Genomic DNA, 22,982 nt, shown 5'->3' on the forward strand with positions numbered 1-22,982 from the left:
GCACCGGCGGCATGGAGCGGCGTGCTTGGCGTGACGGTCCGGCACCGGGTAGCCAGGTCGGAGCCGCCACCGCCCTCGGGGTTGTCGGTGCGCGCGGCTAGGGTGTGATGCTGTGGCAGGAGTCTTCGATCGACTGGTCGGCCAAGACGTGGTCGAGACCGAGCTGACCGCTGCCGCCACTGCGGCGCGGGCCGGTGTGGTCACCGGGGCGATGACGCATTCCTGGCTGTTCACCGGACCACCGGGATCGGGCCGTTCGATCGCCGCGTTGTGCTTCGCCGCGGCCTTGCAGTGCACCGACCCGGACACCGTCGGCTGCGGTAAGTGCCACGCCTGCACGACCACAATGGCCGGAACGCACGGTGACGTGCGTCGGGTCGTACCCGAAGGCCTCAGCATCAGCACCAAGGAGATGCGCGAGATCGTGCAGGTCGCCTCGCGGCGCCCGAGTACCGGCCGCTGGCAGGTGGTCGTGGTCGAGGATGCCGACCGGCTCACCGAGGCGGCGGGCAACGTGCTGCTCAAGGTGGTGGAGGAACCGCCGGACCGCACGGTCTTCCTGCTGTGCGCGCCCTCTGTCGATCCCGAGGACATCTCGGTCACGCTGCGCTCGCGGTGCAGGCACGTACATCTGGTGACGCCGTCGGTGCCCGCCATCGCACAGGTGCTGAAAGAGCGCGACGGGCTCGATGCGAAGACCGCCGAATGGGCCGCGTCGGTGAGCGGCGGGCACGTCGGCCGCGCGCGCCGCCTGGCCACCGACGACGACGCCCGCAAACGCCGTCAGCGCGCCCTCGCCCTGGTCAAGGCCACCGAGCGCCCGGGCGCCGCCTACGCAGCCGCCGACGAACTGGTGAAGTCCGCCGACGACGAAGCCAAACAGATGAGCTCCGAACGCGACGACCGCGAACGCGACGAACTCGCCACCGCCCTCGGCGCGGGCGGCACCGGCAAGGGCGCGGCCTCGGCCACCCGCGGCTCGGCAGGCGTACTGAAAGAACTGGAACGTCGCCAGAAATCCCGCGCCACCCGCACCGGCCGCGACGCCCTCGACCGCGCCCTCATCGACGTGGCAGGCATGTACCGCGACGCCCTCGCCCTCCGCTTCGCCGGCCGAGGCGCCACCATCACCCTCACCCACTCCGACATGGCCGACGAGATCACCGACCTCGCCACCTCGGTCCGCCCCGAAGGCCTCCTCCGCAGCATCGACGCCGTCCTCGCCTGCCGCGAAGCCCTCGACCTCAATGTCAAACCCCGCTTCGCGGTAGCCGCCATGGTCGCCACCCTCATCGCCGCCCGCTCCACCTGACCTGATTTCGTTGCCGCCCTGGCCTTTTCGCCCACAGCTAGGCTGCCGGATCCGGTGAATCCCGCCGGATGCACCGGCATACTTTCCCCATGGAATGGGGCACCGGCGGGGGAGCGTTCGCGGTGGCTTCTCGCGGATCAGGGCCGAATCGATGAGCAGGCGACATTCCCGCCCCGGTCGCTACCGCTCGCTGCATGTCCACGGTTATCGCAGCGCGGCGCCGACGCCGATCCTGTGGGTCTTCGCCGCAGTCGTCGTCGGCGCCTTCCTCTTCCTGGCGGTTCTGACCGCCCTCAACATGCAGTCGCCGGAGAAGGCGAGCACGCCAGCCACCGTGATCGCGCCGGAGCCGTCGGCTACCCCGATTCCGCCGCCCCTGCCTCTTACACCCCCCTCCTGCTACCCCTTCCAACCTTCCTGCTGACCCCACGATGACCAGCGGTTTTCGCGTTCCGACCCCGAGGCGATAGACTCGCACCGCCGAAAGGTACGCCGCCTTAGCTCAGTCGGTAGAGCGCTTCACTCGTAATGAAAAGGTCGGGGGTTCGATTCCCCCAGGCGGCTCCGAGGTCAAAGGCCCTTTCCGGGATCCGGAGAGGGCCTTTGCTGTTTCTGGCCCCGCGCGGGCGCCCCGTCTGTATCCGCGGCTAGTCCTGGCACACGGAGGACTGGACGATCGGGTTGGGGCCGGATGAAGCACCGATAGCGTTCGCGGTTGCCTCCGCGCGATTGCCGGCCCGTGCCCACGACCACGTGCCATCGCTTGCCAGCGCGACGGCGGCGCACCATCCGCTCGCGACAGTCACGAAGGCGTAGCAGTCGGATTCATCGCAGGCGTCGACTGCAGCCGATTCGGCGTGGGATGCCGAATCGTAGTTCCACGAACGTCCCGTGGTGCCGGTCGATTCCGAGATGGCGATGGATCCGTAGTAGATGGTGTCCGCCTGCGCTGGTACTGCGAGCACGACCGTCGGCGCGGCGACGGCAAGCGTGATGGCGATCGGCCGAACCAACTGTCCTGCTAGAGAATTCATGTGATCAGATTGCCGCTGCGGGCTTAACGATCCGTTTGGATCTTCTTGGCTTTCGACTTCCTCTGATTTCCGGGCGTCTGTGCCAGAGGTCGCAGTACTCCTGCGCGTATTGTGCATATTTTTCTTTGCATAAATAAGTGTGCAAAGAATACTGTGCATGTATGGACGGTGTGGAACCCAGGGAAATTACGGATCCGGTGGCGCTCAGGGCGTTGGCGCATCCTTTGCGGCAGCGGATTCTGCGGGCGTTGGCGGAGAAGGGGCCTGCTACGGCTACGGGGTTGGCGGAGGTGTTGGGGGAGAACACGGGGGCTACCAGTTATCACCTGCGGCAGCTGGCCGAGCACGGGTTCATCGAGGAGGCGCCGGAGCTGGCCAAGGGGAAGGAGCGGTGGTGGCGGTCGCCGCCGAAGGATTTGAGGTATCGGCTGGACAGAGCGCAGTCGCCGGAGATGCGTGAGCTGCTCGAGGGGTTGGTGGCGCAGCACATCGCCGAGGATGTCGAGTTGTTCGGGCGGTTCCAGGCCGAGCGGGACGGGCTCGGGGAGTGGGGTGACGTGATGCCGTTTTCGCGCGGGGCGATCTATGCGACGCGTGAGGAGCTCGACGCCTTCTGCGAGGAGTACCTCGCGTTGCTCAAACGCTTTCAGGCCACGCACGCCGAGAAGCGGCCCGGTGCGCGCCGGGTTCTGACCCGTTTCATCGCTTTCCCCGCCCCGGGCATGGACGAGTAGGAACCCGCATGATCACCCGAATCGTCCTGCTCGCCAGCATGATCGCGGCTCTCATAGTCTTCGCGCCGACAGCAGGCGCCGACGAGATCACCACCGCCGACATCACCTTCACGCGATCCGACGGCACCACCACCACGGGTACCGTGCACGCCCCGGTGGGTGCCACGGGGCTGCCGGGAGTCGTTCTCGTGCACGGTTCCGGCGATGGACGCAGTCCTCAATACGCGCAGATCGCGACTGCTTTCGCACGCCAGGGCATCGTCACCCTCCGATACGAGAAGCGAACGGAGGACTACACACCGGCGCACCGCGACTACTCCCTGCTCGCCGATGACTCCCTCGCGGGTGCGGCGGCCCTGCGCGAACGTCCCGAAGTGGATCCCGCGCGCGTCGGTCTATGGGGTTTGTCCGAAGGCGGTTGGGTTGCGCCGCTTGCTGCTTCGCGTTCGGAGGACGTCGCGTTCCTGATCGTCGTCGGTGCGAATGCCGGTGCCCCGGCGGCGCAGCAGGCCTGGGCGAACGAGACCCGGTTCGGGGCCGCAGGCGTGCGTGGTTCGATGGTGGATAGATTGGGACGCAACGGGATTCGTGTCAGTGCGGCCGCGGGTCTGTTCGCCCAGGCGTACTACGATCCGGTGCCGGTGCTGGAAGCCATCGGACAGCCGGTGCTCGCCATCTGGGGCGACAAGGACCGGCTCACTCCGCCTGGCGACAGTCTGCGCGGATTCCGCGAAGCCTTCGACCGAGTAGGGAAAACTGACTACACCCTGCGCACGCTGGATGCGCAGCACGGCGCCTTCACGACCACCGACGGTTTCGACAAGGGCGCGGACCTGGCGCCCGGATACCCCGAGCTCGTAGGCGATTGGGTGAAAGGCCTGCCCGGCTCTGCCGGCAAGCACTCGGATGAACCCGCCGCGCAAGCACATTCGGTGAAACCGCTGGCACCACAGGCATGGTGGGAATCGCCGACGGCGCTGTTGGTCCTCTTCCTCGGCACCGTGCTCACCCTGCTCGGCTACGTGCTCACCGGATTTGCCAGTACCTGGCGTCTGCCACGAGCCGGAGTAGCACGCGTGCTGGTGGCAACCGCTGGGATCGGAATCATCGGCACGATCGCCCAGGTGCTGTACGTGGCGTCGACCAGGGCGACCTCGTTCGGCCCGTTGCTGTTCGGCCGCACCCTGCCCTGGCTGGCCTTGCAGGTGATCGCGGTGTGTGCGGTGTGCTCGCTCATCTACCTCATCGCCCGACGCGGGACCATGCTCGAGGGCGCGGGGAAGGGTGCGCGCGTCCGGTGGATGCTGGTCGTCGTCGGCGGCATCGGATTCACCCTGTGGGCCCTGTACTGGGGACTGCTGTTGCCCTGATGTGTAACAACGCTAACGATATGCCCGACTGCTATATAACGAGCCAAGGGAGATTCCGTATGAGGAAATCAGTGGTCGCGGCAGTTCGCCTCACGGCCGCCGCAGCGTCAATGGTGGGGTTCTCGGCTGTTGTCGGTTCCGGCGCCGCGCACGCGGGCCCACAGGACTGTGTGGTCACCCGCGATCTGGCCGGCGCTTCGGTCAGCTGTCATGACACCGGGGCGCCCGCGAGTCGCGAATACAGCCTGATCGTCGAGTGCTGGGGACTGGCAGGCATCCCGAATGCCTTCCCGCTCATGGGAATCGGGCCCTATCAGGGCTCATGGAGCGGCGCGATCAGCCCGACCGGGCAGGGTGCGGCGTCCTGCATCGGGCCCTACAGCATCGGCACCGCGACCAACGCGTATGTGGTGGTCTACCGCGAGTGAACTCGCGACCGACACGGAAAAGGCCCTCGACCACTTGGTCGAGGGCCTTTTCCGGTTGGCCCCCTGAGCCGGTCGCCGTTGACCGTGCTCAGGAAGTTCGGTGGTCGGTCAGCGGGCGGCCTTGCGGGTGCGCGTCGACCGGGAGTGGGCGCTGAGCAGGACACGGCGCAGGGCGGTGTCGAAGGCTTCGGTGTCTTCGATATTGCTGAGGTGACCGTGCGGCAGGACGTGGAAGTCGGTCAGGTGGCCGGAGCGGCGCAGGACCTCGACCATGGGCCGCGACATGCGCGGCGGGAGGAGCCGGTCCTGGGCGCTGGCGATCACCGTGGTGGGGACCGTCAGGTTGGCGGTGCCCGCGGTGAGGTCCATGTCGGCCATGGCCGCGGCGTGCCGGGCGCGGGCGAGCGGACGACACGAGCGGATGATGCCGATCGCGAAGTCGATCTCGTCGGCGGTCGCCTCCGGGGTGAGGATCCGGTAGCGGAACACCTGCTCGGTGAGCCAACCGCCCGGAATAGGGACGGGCGTGAACAGCACGGTCTCGCTGATCTGCTGTGGCATGCGGATCGGCGCGCCGAGGATGGTCACGGGGGTGGTGGCCACGGTGAGCTGCTTGTTGAGCAGCGGCAGCAGGTCGGTTTCGGCGCGGATGTCGGAGTTGGCGGTGTTTGCCAGCAGCACGGCGGCGGCTCGCTCGGTGACCTGCTCGGGGTGATGCTTGGCCCAGGCCTGGATGGTCAGGCCACCCATGCTGTGACCGGCGAGCACGGCCTGTTCGCCGGGGCGAAGCGTCGCTTCGAGGACGGTGGCGAGGTCGTCGGCGAGGGTGTGCTCGCTGGGGGCCGCGGTGCCGAGCGTCGATTCGCCGTGGCCGCGCTGGTCGTAGGCGACCACGCGGTAGTTGTCGGCGAAGGCGCTGATCTGCGGGTTCCAGTACTCGATGCTGCACGCCCAGCCGTGGATGAGCACCAGCGTCGGAGCGGTGTCGTCGCCGTAGACGTGCACCCGGAGCTCGGCTCCGTCGGCGGTGGTGACCGGGACGACCCGGTGCGGGGCGGCGGGGGCGTTGAGTTTCGCGGTGGCGAAACTGCGGGTACGCAGCCCGGCACGGAACTGGGCGGTCAGTGCGCCGGACTCGAAACTCGAGACCGTGGAACGCGCTGCCGCGAGCGTCATCATCGACTTCGCAAGCATATCGGCACTCCTTTGTGTCGTAGGCCACCGTACAGTGCGAGCTTGCGTGCTAGCTAGTGTTAGCGGGTCAGAGTGTCCCATTTGTTGCCGAGTGGGTATCAACACCGACTTACCTTGTGAAATCGTCCGAAGCCGCCGAGGAATTACAGGCGTGTGGCGGCCTCCTGCGGGCGCCGTTACCGTAAGAGGGTGGACAACGCGCACGTCGCGACCGGCATTTCCGGCGCAGCCAGCACCCCGGCGCCGGCCTGGCGACGGTTCGCGCCGCCGCTGATCGCTGCCGGTATCGGGATCGGCACCCTGACTCTGTTGCATGTTCGCGACCCGCACGTGGAGGGTTCCTACGGCCTGTGCCCGGTGTACGCGATGTTCGGGGTGTACTGCCCCGGCTGCGGCGGGATGCGCGCGATGCACAACCTCACCGACGGCCGCATCATCGATTCCCTGCACAGCAACCTGCTCGCGCTGCCGCTGACCCTCGCGTTCGCGGCCTTCGTCATCGACTGGTTCCTGCGCGCCAGACGCGGGCAAGGTTGGCGGTTACCCGGCTTGAGCCCGGTGACGGTGTGGACCTTCTTCGGCCTGCTCATCGGGTATTCGGTGCTTCGCAACACCCCGTGGGGGACCTGGCTCACGCCCGTCTGAGGCTGGCGTGCGCCCGGGTCGACGGGCAATCTGGAATTATGCGCGATTCACTGAAGGACCGGGTCCGGCAGAAGTTGCAGCGTCATCTCGCCGAGGACGGGCCCGACCCCGAGCAGGACGACAACCGTCACATTTCGGTGGCCGACGATCTGGAAGCACTCGAGATGGTGCCCGCCGACGACCCGCTCGTCGAGGAATTGGCCCAGCGCTACTTGGTGTTCTGAGGCAGCTGCGGCAACGGCTTGGTGCCCAGCCACACCGCGAACAGTCCACGCAGCGGGGCGACGCTGTAATGACCCGCGAGGTCTACGAAGTCCTCGGTGGTCACCGACGAATGCCGATAGCGCGCGGTCCATTCGCGGATGAGCTGGAAGAACAGGTGGTCGCGCAGTTCCAGGCGCAACGCGTGCAGGGTGAGGGCGCCGCGCTTGTAGACGCGGTCGTCGAACATGTCCGCCGGGCCCGGATCGCCGACGATGATGTCCTGCGGTTGGCGGGCGAGGTTCGCGTGCGCGGCGCGCGCCAGCTGATCGGCGCCCGGCCCGCCCGAGGCCTCCGACCAGAGCCATTCGGCGTAACAGGCGAAGCCTTCGTGCAGCCAGATGTCGCGCCACTGTCGCAGGGTCAGGCTGTTGCCGAACCACTGGTGTGCCAGTTCGTGGGCGACGAGTCGTTCGGCGCCGCGCCTGCCGTCGCAGTGATTGGCGCCGAAGATGGAGATGCCCTGTGCCTCGATCGGGATGTCGAGGTCGTCGTCGGTGACCACCACGCTGTAGTTCTCGAACGGGTACGGCCCGAATTTCTCGGTGAACAACGCCATCATCTGCGGCTGGCGCGCGAAGTCGTGCTCGAAGTTCGCGCGCAACCGCGGCGGGACGATCGCCTGCATCGGCACCGGCTCGCCGGGACTGCCCACGCGGTACTTGCGGTAGTTGCCGATCTGGATGGTCGCCAGGTAGGTGGCCATCGGTTCTGGTGCCTCGTACACCCAGGTGGTCTGGCTCGCCTTGGCCTGCTTACGCATCAGGGTGCCGTTGGCCAGCGCGTAGTACGGGCTGTCGGTGGTGATCGAAATTCGGTAGGACGCTTTGGAACTCGGGTGGTCGTCGCAGGGGAACCACGACGCCGCGCCGTTGGGCTGGCTGGCCACCAGCGAGCCCTCGGTGAGTTCCTCCCAGCCCACCTCGCCCCACGGTCCGCGCACCGGTTTCGGCGTGCCCGAATAGTGCACGGCGATCTCGAGCACCCCGCCCGCCGGGATCTTCTGCTGCGGGGTGACGGCCAGCTTGCCGCGCTGATGACTGAACTTCACCGACTTGGATCCGTTGACGAACACCTTCGACACCCCGAGCGCGGGGGACAGGTCGAGGGTGAACGACGAACGAACCTCGGTGGTGACCGCGATGATCACCGCGCGCCCGGCCAGCCGATTGCTGGCCGGTTTGTAGCTCAGCTCCAGCTCGTAGCGCGACACCCGGTAGCCGCGATTGCCGTTCTGCGGGAGGTAGACGTCGATCGGGTCCTCGTAGAACGAGCGCATCAACTGGCCCAGGGCGTGATGGGGTTGCCCCACCAGCGGGTCGACGGGGGGACCACGTCGCCGCGCATGACGAGCGAGGCCGGTCCGATGGTGGCGCCCGCGCCGATGTGGGCGGCGGGCAGGGCGACGCAGTGCGGGCCGAGGGTCGCGCCGGCGTCGAGGGTCACCGTGTCCATGGACATGATGCGGTCGTGGAACAGGTGGGTCTGCACCACGCAGCCGCGTTCCACGGTCGCGCCGTCACCGAGTGTCACCAGGTCTGCCTCCGGAAGCCAATAGGATTCGCACCATACCCCTCGGCCGATCTTGGCACCGAGTCCGCGCAACCACAGATTCATCACCGGGGTACCCGTGGCGGCCCGGGCGAACCAGGGCGCGGCGACGGTCTCGACGAAGGCGTCCGACACCTCGTTACGCCACACGAACGAGCTCCACAGCGGATGCTCCACCGCCCGGATCCGGCCTATCAGAAGCCATTTCGCGGCGACCGCGATGACGCCCGCCACCGCACCGGCAACCATCAGCACCAGCCCGGACAGCAGCGCGGCCACCAGGTAGTCGCTGTGCTGGGCGATCAGGGCCAGGGTGAACAGCACGCCGAGGCCGATGGCGAAGGTCACCATCACCGGGATCAGCCGGCAGGTCTCCACGAACGCGCGCGCCAGTTTCAACCGCAGCGGCGGGTCGAAAGTGCGCGAGGTGTCGGAGGATTCGGCCGCGCGACGCAACCGCACGGGCGGGCTGCCCAGCCACGACGACCCGGCCTTCGCCTTGCTCGGCGCCGCCGACAGCACCGCGACGAGCCCGTTCTTCGGCACCCGGCGACCGGGTGCGGTCATCCCGGAATTGCCGAGAAAGGCGCGTTTTCCGACCTTGGCCTCGCCGATGCGCAGCCAGCCGCCGCCGAGTTCGTAGCTGCCGATCATGGTGTCGTCGGCCAGGAACGCGCCGTCGGCGACCACGGTGAACTTGGGCAGCAACAGCACCGTCGAGGCCTCGACGTTCTTGCCGATCCGCGCGCCGAGCAGCCGCAACCAGATCGGGGTGAGCAGGCTGGCATACAGCGGGAACAGGAAGGTGCGGGCCGAGTCCAGCAGGCGTTCGGTGGCCCACACCTGCCAGCCCGTGCGGCTGCGCACCGGGTGGTAGCCCTCGCGCAGGCCGATGCCGAGCAGGCGGACCGCGATCACCGTCGCCACCGCGTACACACCGAGGCTGAGCAGGGTGGCGACCGGCAGGATCGCGAAACCGCGCAGGGCGGCGGCGCCGATGGTCGTCTCCTCGCGCACCCACCAGGCGATGAACGTGCCGCCGACGGCCAGGCCGAGCACCGGCATCGCGGCCAGCGCCATCGACGACAGACCGAACACGATCAGCCAGTGCCTGGCGCGCTCGGGGGAGTGGTCGGGCCAGCGGCGCGGCGCCTTACCGGTCTTCGCCGCCGGTGAGCCCGCCCATTCCTGTTCACCCTTGACCTTGCCGGACACCGCCGAACCGGGTGCGATCTCGGCCCGCTTACCGATCTTGGTTCCGGGCAGCAGGATCGACCTGGCGCCGATCACCGCGCCGTCGCCGATGGTGATGCCGCCGATGTGCACGCGGTCGCCGTCGACCCAGTAACCGGACAGGTCGACCTCGGGTTCCACGCTCGCGCCGTCACCGAGTTCGAGCATGCCGGTGACCGGCGGCAGGGAGTGCAGGTCGACGCCCTTGCCGATCTTGGCGCCGAGCGCCCGCGCGAACGGCACCATCAGCGGTGCACCCGAGAGACTTTCGGCGCCACTGGCCTCCGAGAGGCGCACGGCCGCCCACAGGCGAAGATGCACCCACGAACCGCGCGGGTAGGTGCCGGGGCGCACCCCGGCGAGCAGCACGCGGGCACCCGCGACGCACAGTGTCATCCGGCCGATCGGCGAAATGAACAGCACGAAGGCCAGCACGATCCACCACCACGACAACCGGGGCAACCACGGCAGCGAACCGGACCAGCCGGCGATCGCCGACACCACCGCCAGCCAGGTGACCCACTGCAAGCCGGTGAGCGTGGTGAGCGGGACGGTGGCCAGTACCTGGGTGAGCTGAGCGCGCAGGGGAGTCGGTTCCACCACCCGCGCGTCGACGGCGGCGACAGGGGCGCTGCCGTCGAGGAACTGCACCAGCGAACCCAGGCGTGGATGATCGTAGAGATCGGCCACGGTGACATGCGGATACCGCTCACGCAGCGCGCCGACCAGCTGGGCGGCCGAGAGCGAACCGCCGCCCACATCGAAGAAATCGGTGTCCAGATCGGTCACCTCGGCGCCGAGAATGGCGTCCCACAGTCCCGCGACCCAGGCGGCGGTGCCGCTCAGCCCGTGGTCGGCGGTGTCGTCGGTACTCGGCAGCGGCCACGGCAGAGCGTCGCGGTCGACCTTGCCTGAGGTGCGTGTCGGCAGGTCGGCAACCACCGCCAGGCGCGGAACCAACGGTGCCGGAAGTTGTTCGGCCAGAATCTTTCTGGCCTGTTTGGCGTCGAAGTCCGGTCCGGCGCCGGTGAGGTAGCCGACGAGGATCTTGTTGCCCGCCTTGGTTGTCCGGATCGCGGCGGCCGCACCGCTCACGCCGGGCAGATGCTGCAGGGCGTTGTCGATCTCGCCGAGTTCGATGCGGCGGCCACCGATCTTGATCTGATCGTCGGCGCGGCCGAGGAAGATCAGGCCCTCGGGATCGTTGCGCACGAGATCACCACTGCGATAAGCACGTTCCCAGCCGAGCGACGGCAGCGGGGCGTACTTCTCGGCGTCCTTGGCCGGGTCGAGGTAACGGGCCAGGCCGACACCGCCGATCACGAGTTCACCGGTTTCGCCCGTCGGTACCGGGTTGCCCTGCGGGTCGACCACGGTGAGGTCCCAGCCGTCGAGCGGCAGGCCGATGCGCACGGGCATCTCGCCGGTGAGCAGCGCCGCGCACGCGACGACCGTCGCCTCGGTGGGGCCGTAGGTGTTCCACACCTCGCGCTCGGCCCCCGCCAGACGTTCGGCCAGCTCCGGCGGCACGGCCTCGCCGCCGAAGATCAGCAACCGCACCGATTCCAGGGCATCCGAGGGCCAGGTCGCGGCCAGCGTCGGCACCGTGGAGACGACGCTGATCTCGCGGCGCATCAACCACGGCCCGAGGTCGGCGCCGGTGCGGACCAGGTCGCGCGGGGCGGGAACCAGGCAGGCGCCGTTGCGCCAGGCCAGCCACATCTCCTCGCAGGAGGCGTCGAACGCGACCGACAGGCCGGCCAGCACGCGGTCGCCGGGGCCGATCGGGGCGTCGCGCAGGAACAACCGGGCCTCGGCGTCGACGAACGCGGCGGCGTTGCGGTGGGTCACCGCAACACCTTTCGGGGTGCCGGTGGAACCGGAGGTGAAGATGATCCAGGCGTCGTCGGCGGGAGTCGGCAGGGTGTGCGGATCATTGTGACCGTTGCCCGCGACGGCGGTGTCGGACTCGATGCCCGCGGCGGTCGCGATCGCACTCACCCGCGCCTCACCGAAGACGAGCCGGGCGCGTTCCTCCGGGTCGTCGGCGTCGACGGGCACGTAGGCGGCGCCGCAGTAGAGCACCGCGAGAATGGTGACGTACAGCGCGGCGCTGCCCGAGGGCATCCGCACGCCCACCCGGTCGCCCGGGCGGACCCCGGCCTCGGCGAGCTCGATCATCCTGGCCTCGATGGCGGCCACCAGCTCCAGGTAGCTGAGCACGGTCGTGCCGTCGTCGATCGCGGGCGCGTCGGGGTGGGCGAGCGCGGTGCTGGTGAGAATGTCGACCAGGGTGCGTGGCGGCGCGGCCAGATCGGCGCGCAGCAGCGGATCGCGCCGCCGGTTCGTCGGGTCCTCGGTGCGTGGCTCGAGCATCGTGCTCAGTCCACCTCTCATCGGTTGACCCCCATCGGTGTCTGTTGTTTCACGGTCGGGTTACCGGAGGGCAAACGGGATGGTCACCAGTTGCCAACGGTACCGGGAGTTGTCGGGCGCGCCCGGCAGCTACGTGGCGGGCGCCGCGGATGTCTCGCCGAGTGCGGTGAGCGCGAGCCGGTGCAGGGTGGCCTGCTCGTCGGCGTCGAGCCGGGCGAGGACGCGCGCGGTGGCCTCGGCGATCAGCTTGTCGGTGCGCTTGCACTGCTTGCGGCCCGCCTCGGTGATACGCAGCCGGTATTTGCGGCGATCCTTGCCGTCGCGGGCGCGTTCCACCAGGCCCGCGCCCTCCAGCGCGTCGATCAGGCGGACCACCTCGCTGCGGTCGATGCCGAGCGACTCGCCGACCTTCTTCTGGGTGAGGTCGGCGTTCTCCCCGATGAAGGTGAGCACCCAGTGGTCACGCAGCGGGACGTCGATCTCGGCGTGCATGGCCTTGGTGAGCCTGCCGAGCGCGTACACCGGGTAGCGCGCCAGGCCGCGTTCGGGGTTCGTGGTCGAGGGCATGGCGGCCACTCTAACAAATAGTGGGGGAACTCAATCATTTGGGGTGTCCATGATGGGGCTTGCCGCCTGTCGGCGCATGGGCAATCCAGGGGCAATCGGGACCTGGTGGCGAGCAACATCTTTCGATCGGTGGTTGACAGCAGCCCGGATCGTCTGCCAATCTCGATGCCAGGTCACGAGTACCAGCGACAAGCCCCGGCTAGCTGGTCGGCAACCCTCCTCCGCGGTGGGGTGCTCCGGGTGACGACCAGGCCGACGTCCGAGGTGGACGCGGCAAGCGCGGACTCTCGCTACGTGGTGAGTCCCTGAGCCGACGGGATATTCGTCATGACCGCTGTAATCGACCCCACCTGTGCCCTCGCCACCGTGTCCGGTGCCGACCTGCGCGTCCCGCTCGTCCAAGGCGGAACGAGCACCTACGCCAACTTCGACTACGCGGCGAGCGCACCCGCGTTGCGCCAGGTCACCGACCGGATTTCGCAACTGCTGCCGTACTACGCCAGCGTGCACCGCGGCGCCGGGTACGCCTCGCGGATCTCCACCGAGTGCTACGAGGCCTCGCGCGGCTCGGTCGCCCGGTTCCTCGACGCCGACGACGACCAGGTCGTCGTGTTCACCCGCAACACCACCGACTCGCTGAACCTGCTGGCCGGATGCGTGCCGGGGGAGACGGTGGTGCTCGACATCGAACACCACGCCAACTTCCTGCCGTGGACGCGCAACGGGCGAAGGGTTGTCCGGGCCGCCGCGACGCTCGAGGAGACCATTCAGCGGATCGTCGCCGAATTGTGCAGCAGGCCTGCGGCTTTGCTCGCCGTCACCGGCGCGTCGAATGTCACCGGTGAGGTGCTGCCGCTCGAGCGGCTGGCCCACATCGCGCACCTGTGTGGTGCGCGGATTCTCGTCGACGCCGCCCAGCTCGCACCGCATCGGCGAATCTCCCTGCGCGAGAGCGGAATCGACTACCTGGCGTTCTCCGGGCACAAGCTGTACGCGCCGTTCGGATCCGGGGTGCTCGTCGGCAGGCGCGACTGGCTCGACGCGGCCGATCCGTACCTGGCCGGTGGTGGCGCGGTGCGCAATGTCGGTGTGGTGGAAGCGGAGTGGGCGCCCGCGCCGCAACGCCACGAAGCCGGCTCACCCAATGTCCTCGGCGCGGCCGCCATCGCCGCCGCCTGCGACGCGCTCGCCGCCCTCGACCCCGAGGAACTGGTCGCCCACGAGCGCGCCCTCGCCGACCGCCTGCGCGACGGGCTCGCCGCCATCCCCGGCGTGAACCCCGTCCGGATCTGGTCCGACAGCCCCGACTCCGTCGGCATCGTCGCCTTCACCGTCGACGGCTACACCCCCGGCCACGTCGCCGCCTACCTCTCCGCCGAACACGCCATCGGCCTGCGCGACGGCCGCTTCTGCGCCCACCCCCTCCTGGCCAGCCTCGGCCTCGACGCCGCCCTCCGTGCCAGCATCGGCCTCGGCACCACCCCCGCCGACATCGACCGCCTGATCACCGCCCTCACCACCCTGGTAACCACCGGCCCCACCTGGACCTACGCCCCCACCAACGGTCACTGGAACCCCACCCCCGAAACCCGCCCCCTCACCCCCGACCCCACCGGCGCCACCCCCTGCCTCATCGGCTGAACGCTCGGCGGTTACTCGGCGTAGTGGCCGCCGACTGCGATGACGACGATCTCGGAATCGGTGACGTAGTAGATCATCCGGTGTTCCCGGGTGATGCGGCGCGACCAGTTGCCGGCGAGGTGATGCTTCAACGGCTCAGGTTTGCCGATCCCCGCGAACGGATCGGCCAAAACGGCGGTGATGACCTTGTTCGCTGCTTTGAGGACGGTACGGTCACGCGCAAGCCATGAGGTATAGGTCTCCCACCCGTAGGCGCTGAATGCCAGCTTGCGGTCAGGCATCCGGATCGATCAGCTCATGGGCTTCGAACTTGCCTTCACGTGCGTCACGAGCGGATTCGAGCAGCCGCACACCACCGTGCGTGGCAAGTACGTACAGGGTCTCCTGAATCGAGTTCCAGTCGGACTCGGCGACTATGACCGCGTTCTCTCCGGACTTTGTAACGACGGTGACGGTGTCGTGGTCGTCGTTGACCTGCTGTACCAGCTTGAACAGGTTCTGGCGGGCGGTGGAGATAGGTAGTGCAGTCATCGGGAACCTCGCTCGGTAGTTGTACAAAATATTGTACGACCACCGAGCTTGTGTTGTCGATCGACTGTCAGGTGTCGAGAGGGGTGGGGCGGTGGTATCTGCCGTTGTAATACAGCAGGGGGGCGGCGGAGGGGGAGTCGGCTGATTCGTCGTGGACTCGGGTTACCAGGCCTACCGCGAGGGTGTGGTCGCCCAGGTCGATGAGTTGGTGGATGGTGGTGCGGAGCCAGATGGGGGTGCCGTGCAGGATCGGTTCGCCGGTGTCGAGGGTGGTCCAGAGGGCTCGGTCGGTGAAGCGGTCGGCGGCCGAGCGGGAGAAGCGGTGGGCCAGGTGGTGCTGGTGTTCGCCGAGGAAATGGATGACCACGGAATCGGCGGCGCGCAGGGCGTCGATGCTCGACGAGGTGTGCGCGATATTGAACGACACCAGCGGCGGCTCCAGCGACAGCGACGCGAACGAGGTGGCGGTGAAACCGACCGGACCGGCGTCGGCGCCGATCGTCACCACCGTGACGCCTGCCGGATAGTGCCGCATCGACGCCCGATACTGCTCGGCGGTGATCCCACTCAGGTCGTCGGGAACCACGAGGTCGGCCGGAGTTCGTTGCGTATCACCCACAGGCCCCAAACTACGCCCGCCGCCCGGACCCGCCTATGGACAGGCTCACGCCGAGGAAAACCCTTCAGTCGATGTCCACGGGCAATCCCGCGGTGATGCGGATGAGTTCGCGGTAGCTGGTGCGGAAGACGGTGGTGGGGTGGCCGCCCGCGGCCCAGATCTCACGGTGGGCGGCCAGGGCGGTGTCGACCCAGGTGGGCAGGTTGGTCGGGTGGCCGACGGGGGCGGTGCCGGTGATCGGCTGACCGGTGACCCGCTCGGCGAGGGCGGTGGGGCAGGGGGCGAGCTTTCCTTCGAGGCGGGGGCCGGTGCGGTGCAGGTCCACCTGGTGGTGGGCGGCTACCAGCAGCAGGACCGGGTCGTTGTCGAGCAGGAACAGCTGGGCGGTGGTGATGGCGCTGGGGTGGGCGCCGAAGGCACGCGCGGCGTCGATGGCGCTGGTGGTGGGCGTGTCGGGGGAGACGATGACGCCGTGGTGGCCGCGCGCGATGAGCGTGTCGGCCACCCGGCACGCGACCATCGGCAAGGACGACCTGCGCATGTCATCCAGAGTAGGACGGCCGATCGAATTGTGCCGGGAGAGTGAGATTTTCGGGTTGCCGTGAATTCGCTCCGGACACCGGACGGGGTGGGCGCACCCGATGAGGCCATAATCAGCGCATGAGTGAATGGAAGGCCTTCGCCGTCGAGATCGCCGACAATATCGCCCAGGTCACCCTGACCGGGCCCGGCAAGGGCAATGCGATGGGACCGGATTTCTGGCGCGAACTGCCGGAGATCTTCGCCGAGCTGGACGCCGATCCGCAGGTGCGCGCCGTCGTGCTCACCGGGTCGGGCAAGCATTTCTCCTACGGCCTCGACCTGGCGGCGATGGGCGGCACGCTCGGCCCGGTGCTGGCCGACGGCGCCAAGGCGGCCCAGCGGACCGAGTTCCTCAAGGAGGTCCGGCGCATGCAGGACTCCGTCACCTCGGTGGCCACCTGCGTGAAGCCGGTGATCGCGGCGGTGTCGGGGTGGTGCATCGGTGGCGGGCTCGACCTGATCGCGGCCGCCGACATCCGCCTGGCCAGCGCCGACGCCAAGTTCAGCCTGCGGGAGGCGAAGGTGGCGATCGTGGCCGACATCGGTTCGCTGCAGCGTCTGCCGGGCATCATCGGCGAGGGGCACCTGCGCGAATTGGCTTACACCGCAAAGGATATCGACGCGGCCCGGGCCGAGCGGATCGGTCTGGTGAACGAGGTGTTCGCCGATCAGGAAGCGGTACTCGCGGCAGCGCACGCGATGGCGCGCGAGATCGCCGACAACCCGCCGCTGGTGGTGCAGGGCATCAAGGATGTGCTCGAGCACCGGACCGCCCCGGGTGTGGCCGACGGCCTGCGCTACGTCTCGGCATGGAACGCGGCGTTCCTGCCCTCGCACGACCTCACCGAAGCGATGACGGCCGTCTTCCAGAAGCGCCCCCCGCAGTTCAAGGGGGAGTAAACCCCGCTGAAACGGTTGCCCCGGCAACCGGTCTACCCACATACTTGCATCACACAACTAATTGGCTGATGCAAGTAAAGGGTGATGTGGTGACGGAGTTCGACCCGGCCATCGACACGATCGCGGTCCAGCTCGTGCGCCTGCACCGACTGCGCGACCGCGCCCTCGCCCAGATGAAGGACCGCTCGGGCATCGAACCGGCCGGCTTCGTTGTGCTGTTCCGGCTGGTCTGTGACGGTCCGATGCGCTCGGGCGCGCTGGCCGAGGCGGTGAATTCGGATGCCTCGACGGTGAGCAGGCAGGTCGCGCAGCTGGTGGAACGCGGGCTCGTGGTCCGCACCGCCGACCCGGACGACGGGCGCGCCACCGTGCTACAGGCCACCGACTACGGCCGCGAGACCGCCGACCGCATCCGCGAGCGGCGTCGCGAATCCATCGCGATCGTCACCAAGGACTGGCCCGAACCCGACCGCGAGCACTTCGCCGCCCTGCTCACCCGCTTCGTGGAGGACTACGACCGGGCCCGGCCCCTGCTCCTCACGCTCAACCCATCGGAGAACGAATCGTGACGACGCCCGTGGCAGTGGAGGAATCGCCCGCCGGTTTCACCCACCGTCAGATTCTGACCATCCTGTCCGGGTTGATGCTCGGCATGCTGCTGGCTTCGCTCGATCAGACGATCGTGTCGACCTCCATCCGCACCATCGCCGACGACCTGCACGGCTATTCGCTGCAGGCCTGGGCGACAACGGCCTACCTCATCACCGCGACGATCAGTACCCCGCTCTACGGCAAGCTCTCGGACATGTTCGGCCGAAAGCCGTTCTTCCTCACCGCGATCGGGCTGTTCATCATCGGTTCGCTGCTGTGCACGCTGGCGCAGTCGATGTATCAGCTCGCCGCGTTCCGCGCCTTCCAAGGGCTCGGCGCGGGCGGCCTGATGTCGCTGGCGCTGGCCATCATGGGCGACATCATCGGACCGCGTGAACGCGCCCGCTACCAGGGCTATTTCCTTGCCGTGTTCGGTATTTCGAGCGTGCTCGGGCCGGTGCTCGGCGGTCTGCTGGCCGGGCAGGACAGCATTCTCGGCATCACCGGCTGGCGCTGGGTGTTCCTGGTGAACGTGCCGCTCGGCCTGCTCGCGCTGGTCGTCGTGACGCGGGTGCTGCACCTGCCGCGCAAGCCGCACGCCACCCACCGCATCGACTTCGCGGGCGCGCTCGTGCTCGCGGTGGGTCTCGTTCCGCTGCTGATCGTGGCCGAACAGGGGCGCGAGTGGGGCTGGGGCAGTACCGGTTCGGTGATCTGTTACGTGATCGGCGCGCTCGGATTGCTCGGTTTCGTCGCGATCGAGAAGTACATGGGTGACGCGGCGCTGATCCCGCTGCGCATCTTCGACAACGTCACCTTCACCCTCGGTGTGGTCATCTCGTTCGTCGTCGGTGCGGCGATGTTCGGCGGGATGCTGCTGCTGCCGCAATACCTGCAGGTGGTGCGTGGTGCCGGCCCGACCGAGGCGGGTCTGCAGATGCTGCCGATGGTGCTCGGGCTGATGCTCGGTTCCATCCTCTCGGGCCGGTTGATCTCCAAGACCGGGAGCTACCGCGCATTCCCGCTGATCGGTGCGGCCACGCTGACCCTCGGCCTGTTCCTGCTGCACCTGCTCGACGCGCACAGCCCGCTGTGGCTGGCGATGATCTTCATGGCGGTCGCCGGATTCGGCCTCGGCAATCTGATGCAGCCGCTCACCCTCGCCCTGCAGAACGCGTTGCCGCCCAAGGACATGGGTGTGTCCACCGCCGCGGCCACGTTCTTCCGGCAGATCGGTGGCACCCTCGGTGCCGCGGTGTTCCTGTCGGTCCTGTTCACGCTGCTCACCCCGAACATCACCGACGAACTGCGGCAGGCGGCGACCGACCCGGCCTACCAGCAGGCCGTGGTGGAGGGCGCGCGCAGCAGCAACCCGGCCGATGCCGCGCTGTCGCAGGGTCTGCTGGCCCAGGACACCTCGGCGGCCGGAAAGGTGTTGCAGGACAGCTCGATCATCCAGCAACTCGACCCGCAACTGGCCGAACCGTTCCAGGTGGGCTTCGCCGACTCCATGTCGACGGTGTTCCTGTTCGCCACCGGTGTCGCGCTGCTGGCGCTGCTGCTCGTGCTGTTCTGGAAGGAAGTGCCGCTGCGGATGTCGGGTGGCCTGCAGTCGGCGGGCGACGCGAAGGCCGCCGACGGCATCGGCGCCATGGCCGACACCGCCGCGCAGTCGACGAAGGGTGGGAAAGGTGAAGCGACCTAGGTGGGCCCGAAAGGCCACCTAGGGGTGGCTGTTTCGGCGGTCGGACGGCCATAACGTTCCTGATGTCGCAACGAACATCAGGAGAACGACATGCGCATCAAGACCACCATCGCCGCCGCACTGCTGGCCCTGGCTACCGTCGCCGGGGTGTCGACGGTCACCGCGGGCACCGCCGCCGCGGCCGCGCCGGAGGGCACCTACTACGGCACCTACTACGAGCTCTACCAGTGCCGCGCCGACGGCGAGTCGTCCTACACCGGCGGCTACTACTGGCAGTGCGTCGAGACCTGGGAGGGCTGGGACCTCTACATCTGGTACTGATCCACCAGGAACAGAAAAACGGGAAGTCCAATCCCCTTCGGACTTCCCGTTTTTCGTTTCTCTATCAGCTCAGTGGCCGGATTCCTTCAGCCGGGCGAAGGCCTCGTCGATGATCTTGACGGCCTCGGCGCGGTCCAGCCACTCCGAACCCTCCACGAACTTGTTGGGCTCGAGGTCCTTGTAGCGCTCGAAGAAGTGCTTGATCGCGGCCAGCTCGAACTCCGGGACGTCGGTGATGTCCTGGATGTAGTCCCAGCGCGGGTCGCCCGCGGGCACACACAGGATCTTGTCGTCGCCACCGGCCTCGTCGGTCATCCGGTACACCGCGACGGGGCGAGCCTCGACGATGACACCGGGGAACACCGACTCCGGCAGCAGCACCAGCGCGTCCAGCGGATCGCCGTCCTCGCCGAGGGTGTTCTCGATGAAGCCGTAGTCGGCCGGGTAGGCCATGGAGGTGTACAGGTACCGGTCGAGCTTCACCCGGCCGCTCTCGTGATCGACCTCGTACTTGTTCCGAGAACCCTTGGGAATCTCGATGGTGACGTCGAACTCCACGCCATCTCCTTGCTCGTTCGAGTGCTTGTGTGCCGAATCGCCAGATCGTTCTGGGGAACCGTTGCGCAACGAGGATAGTGTGGTGTGCCGGAACACCGGTGCGGCAGGCGGCTCAGCGCGGCCGGGCGTCGGGCGGGCTAGAGGAGAAACGACGGTCGTGATCGGTCCAAGCGAACAGAATCCCGGATGGCAGGAGCCGCGACGTCGCCGGTCGGGGTGGATCTGGCTGTCGGCGGTGCTCGTCGCCCTGCTGTTGATCGGCGGCGGATTCGCGGCGATCGCCCGGCCGTGGACGCCGGAATTCCGGCACGGCGGGCTCACCGTCGCCGACGCGCCGTCGGCCGCCACCCCGACCACCGCCATCGCCCCGGCCAGGTCGGACGCACCCGCGCCGACGGTCGCCGGGATCGCCGCCGCGCTCGCGCAGGTGACCAGCAGTCCCGATCTCGGCGCGTTCGCGGGCCAGGTCACCGATCCCACCAGCGGAACCGTGCTCTGGAGCCAGGAGCCGACCAAGGCGATGATCCCGTCGTCGACGGCCAAGATCATGCTGGTCGCGGCCGCGCTGCTCACCCTGCCCGACGATCAGCGAGTGGCCACCCGGGTCGTCGCCGGAGCGCCGGGGGAGCTGGTACTCGTCGGCGGCGGTGATCCGACGCTCACCACCCGCGCCGACGGCGGCTACTACACCGACGGTCCGCGCATCGCCGACCTCGCCGCGCAGATCAAGGCGGCGGGCAGGCAGGCGAGCGCGATCGTGGTCGACACCTCCGCCTACACCGGTCCGACCATGGCGGCCGGCTGGGACCCGATCGACATCCCCGAGGGCTCGATCACGCCCATCGAACCGGTGATGCTCGACGGTGGGCGATTCGACCCGTCGGCCGACTACTCCCCGCGCACCTCGACCCCCGCACTCGACGCGGGCCGCGCCCTGGCCGCCGAACTCGGCATCGACCCGGCCGCCGTGCACGTCGGCCAGGCCGCGAGCACCGGTGCCGAGATCGCGAAGGTCGAGTCGGCGCCGCTGCGAATCCGCTTGCACGACATGATGATCCATTCCGACAACGTGCTCGCCGAGACCATCGGACGCGAACTCGCCGTCGCCACCGGACGCGAGGCGTCCTTCGCCGGTGCCACCGCCGCCACCGCCGCCGCGCTCACCACCGCGGGCTTCGACGTGAACGGCCTGCACCTGGCCGACAACAGCGGCCTGTCCGTCGACGACCGGGTGCCGCCGCGACTGCTCGACACCATCGTCGCCACCGCCGCCAAGCCGACCGGCGACGCCGCCGTCGTGCCCGCCGGTACCCAGGCCAGGCCCGAGAACGATCCGCGTGCGGCGGCGCTGGCACCGCTGCTCGACGACCTGCCCGTCGCCGGCGGAACCGGAACGCTCGCCCCTCGCTTCGTCACCCAGAACCGGGAAGGCGCGGGCTGGGTGCGGGCCAAGACCGGAACTCTGAGCGTGGCAAGCGCGTTGGTCGGGTATGTGCTCGACCGGGACGGGCGGGTACTGACCTTCGCACTCATGTCCAACGACCGGCTGCCGGAGGTCAGCAGACCCGCGCTCGACGCGGTGGCGGGTGCCCTGCGCAACTGTGGATGTTCCTGAGAGCGGGTGGCGATGAGCGAGGACAAGACCGGGCGCAAGAATCCCGGATTCAATGCGGTCGTCGACTGGCGGCTGGCCGCCAGGACCGGCGCGCTACTCGCGCCACCGGGCCCACGTACCTCGCGCGACAACGCCGAACAGGTCGTCGCCGAACTGGCCTCGGCCTCGATCCTCGCCGAGATGCCGGTGCGCGAGGTGAGCGGGCTGCTCGACGACCGCCCGGTACCCGAGGCGCGGATCGTCGACCGGCCCGGCTGGATCGCGGCGGCCGCCGACTCGATGTCGGTGCTCACCGGCACCGGCGCGGGCAAAGGCCCGTTCGCGGGGAAACCGGCGGGCGTGCAGGCCGGGACCATGCTGGCGTTCCTGTCCACCGCGATCCTCGGCCAATACGACCCGTTCACCGGTGCGGACGGCACACTGCTGCTGGTCGCGCCCAATATTCTCGGCGTCGAACGTGCCCTCGGGGTGGACTCCAGCGATTTCCGGCTGTGGGTGTGCCTGCACGAGGTGACCCACCGGGTGCAGTTCTCTTCGGCGCCCTGGCTCGCGGACTACATGCGGACCAATGTCGACATCCTCAGCGAGGTCGGCGAGGAGCCCATGAGCGAGATGCTCACCCGGCTCGTCGGCGAACTGCGCGCCCGCCGCAACGGTGACCTCGCCGACGACCCGAACGCCAAGGGCATCGTCGGCCTGCTGCGCGCGGCCCAGGCGCCACCTCAGCGTGAGGCACTCGACCGGCTGCTCATGCTGGGCACCCTGCTCGAAGGGCACGCCGACCACGTGATGGACGCCGTCGGCCCCTCGGTGGTGCCCAGCGTGGCCCACATCCGCGCCGCGTTCGATCGGCGCAGGCAGAAGCCGTCCAACCCGATCCAGCGGATCCTGCGGGCGCTGCTCGGCGTGGACGCCAAGGTGGCTCAGTACGTGCGGGGCAAGAAGTTCGTCGACGCGGTGGTCGAGCGGGTGGGCGTCACGGAGTTCAACACGATCTGGACGAACGCGGACACGCTGCCTCGGCTGGACGAGGTCGATTCGCCGCAACGGTGGATCGACCGGGTGCTGTAGCGGTACGTGTGTCGGCGGCCGAGGTGCAGGCATCAGCCTGCGGCTGAGTAGCCTGCCGGTATGACTTGCGCGACCGGTAGCGGCACTGGGTCGTGTCGTCGAGACGGTCTTGCGTGGTGGGCACAGCGACGGGCTGGTCGGTG

Annotated in this window: 24 protein-coding genes, 1 tRNA gene and 1 riboswitch; of the genes, 15 read left to right on the forward strand and 10 right to left on the reverse strand. The window is 68.5% G+C overall.

Annotated elements, in window-relative coordinates; genetic code table 11:
* Window positions 1–112 precede the first annotated feature (112 nt).
* From ACWEVR_RS26405 to ACWEVR_RS26415, 3 genes are all read left to right on the forward strand, one after another.
* The gene (locus tag ACWEVR_RS26405) at window positions 113–1,312 is read left to right on the forward strand and encodes a DNA polymerase III subunit delta' (protein WP_452469146.1); all 1,200 of its coding nucleotides are present in this window, start codon (window positions 113–115) and stop codon (window positions 1,310–1,312) included.
* 151 nt (window positions 1,313–1,463) lie between these two features.
* Window positions 1,464–1,736 (forward strand): hypothetical protein, encoded by a 273-nt coding sequence (locus ACWEVR_RS26410; RefSeq protein ID WP_452469147.1) that lies wholly within the window; start codon window positions 1,464–1,466, stop codon window positions 1,734–1,736.
* Window positions 1,737–1,803: 67 nt separating this feature from the next.
* Window positions 1,804–1,876 (forward strand) — tRNA-Thr (locus ACWEVR_RS26415).
* An 83-nt stretch (window positions 1,877–1,959) separates the two neighbouring features.
* Here the strand turns inward: ACWEVR_RS26415 and ACWEVR_RS26420 are convergent.
* A complete protein-coding gene (locus tag ACWEVR_RS26420) occupies window positions 1,960–2,505 on the reverse strand; it encodes a DUF4189 domain-containing protein (protein WP_452469148.1) in 546 nt (181 codons plus the stop codon).
* Window positions 2,506–2,507: 2 nt separating this feature from the next.
* On the opposite strand from ACWEVR_RS26420, the gene ACWEVR_RS26425 reads away from it, so the two are divergent.
* From ACWEVR_RS26425 to ACWEVR_RS26435, 3 genes are read left to right on the forward strand one after another with little or no spacing between them, the layout of a single operon-like run.
* Window positions 2,508–3,080, forward strand: coding sequence for an ArsR/SmtB family transcription factor (locus ACWEVR_RS26425; RefSeq protein ID WP_452469149.1), 573 nt, complete (start codon window positions 2,508–2,510; stop codon window positions 3,078–3,080).
* An 8-nt stretch (window positions 3,081–3,088) separates the two neighbouring features.
* The gene (locus tag ACWEVR_RS26430; RefSeq protein ID WP_452469150.1) at window positions 3,089–4,450 is read left to right on the forward strand and encodes an alpha/beta hydrolase family protein; all 1,362 of its coding nucleotides are present in this window, start codon (window positions 3,089–3,091) and stop codon (window positions 4,448–4,450) included.
* A gap of 59 nt (window positions 4,451–4,509) precedes the next feature.
* Window positions 4,510–4,878 (forward strand): hypothetical protein, encoded by a 369-nt coding sequence (locus tag ACWEVR_RS26435; protein WP_452469151.1) that lies wholly within the window; start codon window positions 4,510–4,512, stop codon window positions 4,876–4,878.
* Between the two features lie 108 nt (window positions 4,879–4,986).
* Here ACWEVR_RS26435 and ACWEVR_RS26440 read toward each other — a convergent pair whose 3' ends face one another.
* Complete coding sequence (locus ACWEVR_RS26440; protein ID WP_452469152.1) at window positions 4,987–6,072, reverse strand: alpha/beta fold hydrolase; 1,086 nt, start codon at window positions 6,070–6,072, stop codon at window positions 4,987–4,989.
* A gap of 189 nt (window positions 6,073–6,261) precedes the next feature.
* Here ACWEVR_RS26440 and ACWEVR_RS26445 point away from each other — a divergent pair, with 189 nt between their 5' ends.
* Together ACWEVR_RS26445 and ACWEVR_RS26450 are read left to right on the forward strand one after the other, a co-directional pair.
* Window positions 6,262–6,717 carry a DUF2752 domain-containing protein gene (locus ACWEVR_RS26445; protein WP_452469153.1) on the forward strand — a complete coding sequence of 152 codons (456 nt, stop codon included), beginning with the start codon at window positions 6,262–6,264 and terminating at the stop codon, window positions 6,715–6,717.
* 38 nt (window positions 6,718–6,755) lie between these two features.
* Window positions 6,756–6,941 (forward strand): hypothetical protein, encoded by a 186-nt coding sequence (locus tag ACWEVR_RS26450; protein WP_067495829.1) that lies wholly within the window; start codon window positions 6,756–6,758, stop codon window positions 6,939–6,941.
* On the opposite strand, the gene ACWEVR_RS26455 is transcribed toward ACWEVR_RS26450, so the two are convergent.
* The 3 genes from ACWEVR_RS26455 to ACWEVR_RS26465 all read right to left on the reverse strand — a co-directional run bounded on the left by ACWEVR_RS26455 (window position 6,926) and on the right by ACWEVR_RS26465 (window position 12,705).
* Entirely contained in the window at window positions 6,926–8,257 is a 1,332-nt protein-coding gene (locus ACWEVR_RS26455) for a M1 family metallopeptidase (protein ID WP_452469212.1), read from the reverse strand. The genes ACWEVR_RS26450 and ACWEVR_RS26455 overlap by 16 nt on opposite strands.
* Window positions 8,257–12,138, reverse strand: a complete 3,882-nt coding sequence (locus tag ACWEVR_RS26460) for a Pls/PosA family non-ribosomal peptide synthetase (RefSeq protein ID WP_452469213.1) — start codon at window positions 12,136–12,138, stop codon at window positions 8,257–8,259. Before ACWEVR_RS26460 ends, ACWEVR_RS26455 begins: the two co-directional genes overlap by 1 nt.
* Before the next feature lie 129 nt (window positions 12,139–12,267).
* Window positions 12,268–12,705 carry a MarR family winged helix-turn-helix transcriptional regulator gene (locus ACWEVR_RS26465; protein WP_452469154.1) on the reverse strand — a complete coding sequence of 146 codons (438 nt, stop codon included), beginning with the start codon at window positions 12,703–12,705 and terminating at the stop codon, window positions 12,268–12,270.
* 171 nt (window positions 12,706–12,876) lie between these two features.
* Window positions 12,877–12,991: riboswitch (SAM riboswitch) on the forward strand.
* A 41-nt stretch (window positions 12,992–13,032) separates the two neighbouring features.
* Between ACWEVR_RS26465 and ACWEVR_RS26470 the strand changes: the two genes are divergently transcribed.
* Window positions 13,033–14,346 (forward strand): aminotransferase class V-fold PLP-dependent enzyme, encoded by a 1,314-nt coding sequence (locus tag ACWEVR_RS26470; protein WP_452469155.1) that lies wholly within the window; start codon window positions 13,033–13,035, stop codon window positions 14,344–14,346.
* Between the two features lie 11 nt (window positions 14,347–14,357).
* Here ACWEVR_RS26470 and ACWEVR_RS26475 read toward each other — a convergent pair whose 3' ends face one another.
* From ACWEVR_RS26475 to ACWEVR_RS26490, 4 genes are all read right to left on the reverse strand, one after another.
* Complete coding sequence (locus tag ACWEVR_RS26475; protein ID WP_452469156.1) at window positions 14,358–14,627, reverse strand: Txe/YoeB family addiction module toxin; 270 nt, start codon at window positions 14,625–14,627, stop codon at window positions 14,358–14,360.
* On the reverse strand, window positions 14,620–14,877 hold the full coding sequence (locus ACWEVR_RS26480) for a type II toxin-antitoxin system Phd/YefM family antitoxin (RefSeq protein ID WP_357149297.1): 258 nt from the start codon (window positions 14,875–14,877) through the stop codon (window positions 14,620–14,622). The genes ACWEVR_RS26475 and ACWEVR_RS26480 overlap by 8 nt, the downstream gene beginning before the upstream one ends.
* Window positions 14,878–14,944: 67 nt before the next feature.
* Entirely contained in the window at window positions 14,945–15,412 is a 468-nt protein-coding gene (locus ACWEVR_RS26485; RefSeq protein WP_452469214.1) for a flavin reductase family protein, read from the reverse strand.
* A 148-nt stretch (window positions 15,413–15,560) separates the two neighbouring features.
* Window positions 15,561–16,037 carry a YbaK/EbsC family protein gene (locus ACWEVR_RS26490; protein ID WP_452469157.1) on the reverse strand — a complete coding sequence of 159 codons (477 nt, stop codon included), beginning with the start codon at window positions 16,035–16,037 and terminating at the stop codon, window positions 15,561–15,563.
* Between the two features lie 119 nt (window positions 16,038–16,156).
* Here ACWEVR_RS26490 and ACWEVR_RS26495 point away from each other — a divergent pair, with 119 nt between their 5' ends.
* The 4 genes from ACWEVR_RS26495 to ACWEVR_RS26510 all read left to right on the forward strand — a co-directional run bounded on the left by ACWEVR_RS26495 (window position 16,157) and on the right by ACWEVR_RS26510 (window position 19,595).
* Window positions 16,157–16,978, forward strand: coding sequence for a crotonase/enoyl-CoA hydratase family protein (locus ACWEVR_RS26495; RefSeq protein WP_452469158.1), 822 nt, complete (start codon window positions 16,157–16,159; stop codon window positions 16,976–16,978).
* A gap of 89 nt (window positions 16,979–17,067) precedes the next feature.
* The gene (locus ACWEVR_RS26500; protein WP_452469159.1) at window positions 17,068–17,547 is read left to right on the forward strand and encodes a MarR family winged helix-turn-helix transcriptional regulator; all 480 of its coding nucleotides are present in this window, start codon (window positions 17,068–17,070) and stop codon (window positions 17,545–17,547) included.
* Window positions 17,544–19,274 carry an MDR family MFS transporter gene (locus ACWEVR_RS26505; protein WP_452469160.1) on the forward strand — a complete coding sequence of 577 codons (1,731 nt, stop codon included), beginning with the start codon at window positions 17,544–17,546 and terminating at the stop codon, window positions 19,272–19,274. Before ACWEVR_RS26500 ends, ACWEVR_RS26505 begins: the two co-directional genes overlap by 4 nt.
* A 90-nt stretch (window positions 19,275–19,364) precedes the next feature.
* The gene (locus ACWEVR_RS26510; RefSeq protein WP_067495806.1) at window positions 19,365–19,595 is read left to right on the forward strand and encodes a hypothetical protein; all 231 of its coding nucleotides are present in this window, start codon (window positions 19,365–19,367) and stop codon (window positions 19,593–19,595) included.
* 69 nt (window positions 19,596–19,664) lie between these two features.
* On the opposite strand, the gene ACWEVR_RS26515 is transcribed toward ACWEVR_RS26510, so the two are convergent.
* Window positions 19,665–20,153: an inorganic diphosphatase gene (locus ACWEVR_RS26515; RefSeq protein WP_067495803.1), complete on the reverse strand. Its 489-nt coding sequence runs from the start codon at window positions 20,151–20,153 to the stop codon at window positions 19,665–19,667.
* A gap of 157 nt (window positions 20,154–20,310) precedes the next feature.
* On the opposite strand from ACWEVR_RS26515, the gene dacB reads away from it, so the two are divergent.
* Together dacB and ACWEVR_RS26525 are read left to right on the forward strand one after the other, a co-directional pair.
* Window positions 20,311–21,768: a D-alanyl-D-alanine carboxypeptidase/D-alanyl-D-alanine endopeptidase gene (gene dacB / locus ACWEVR_RS26520; RefSeq protein WP_452469161.1), complete on the forward strand. Its 1,458-nt coding sequence runs from the start codon at window positions 20,311–20,313 to the stop codon at window positions 21,766–21,768.
* Window positions 21,769–21,780: 12 nt separating this feature from the next.
* Window positions 21,781–22,839, forward strand: coding sequence for a zinc-dependent metalloprotease (locus ACWEVR_RS26525; RefSeq protein WP_452469162.1), 1,059 nt, complete (start codon window positions 21,781–21,783; stop codon window positions 22,837–22,839).
* Window positions 22,840–22,982 lie beyond the last annotated feature (143 nt).

This window comes from Nocardia sp. NPDC003979 (genome assembly GCF_053605015.1).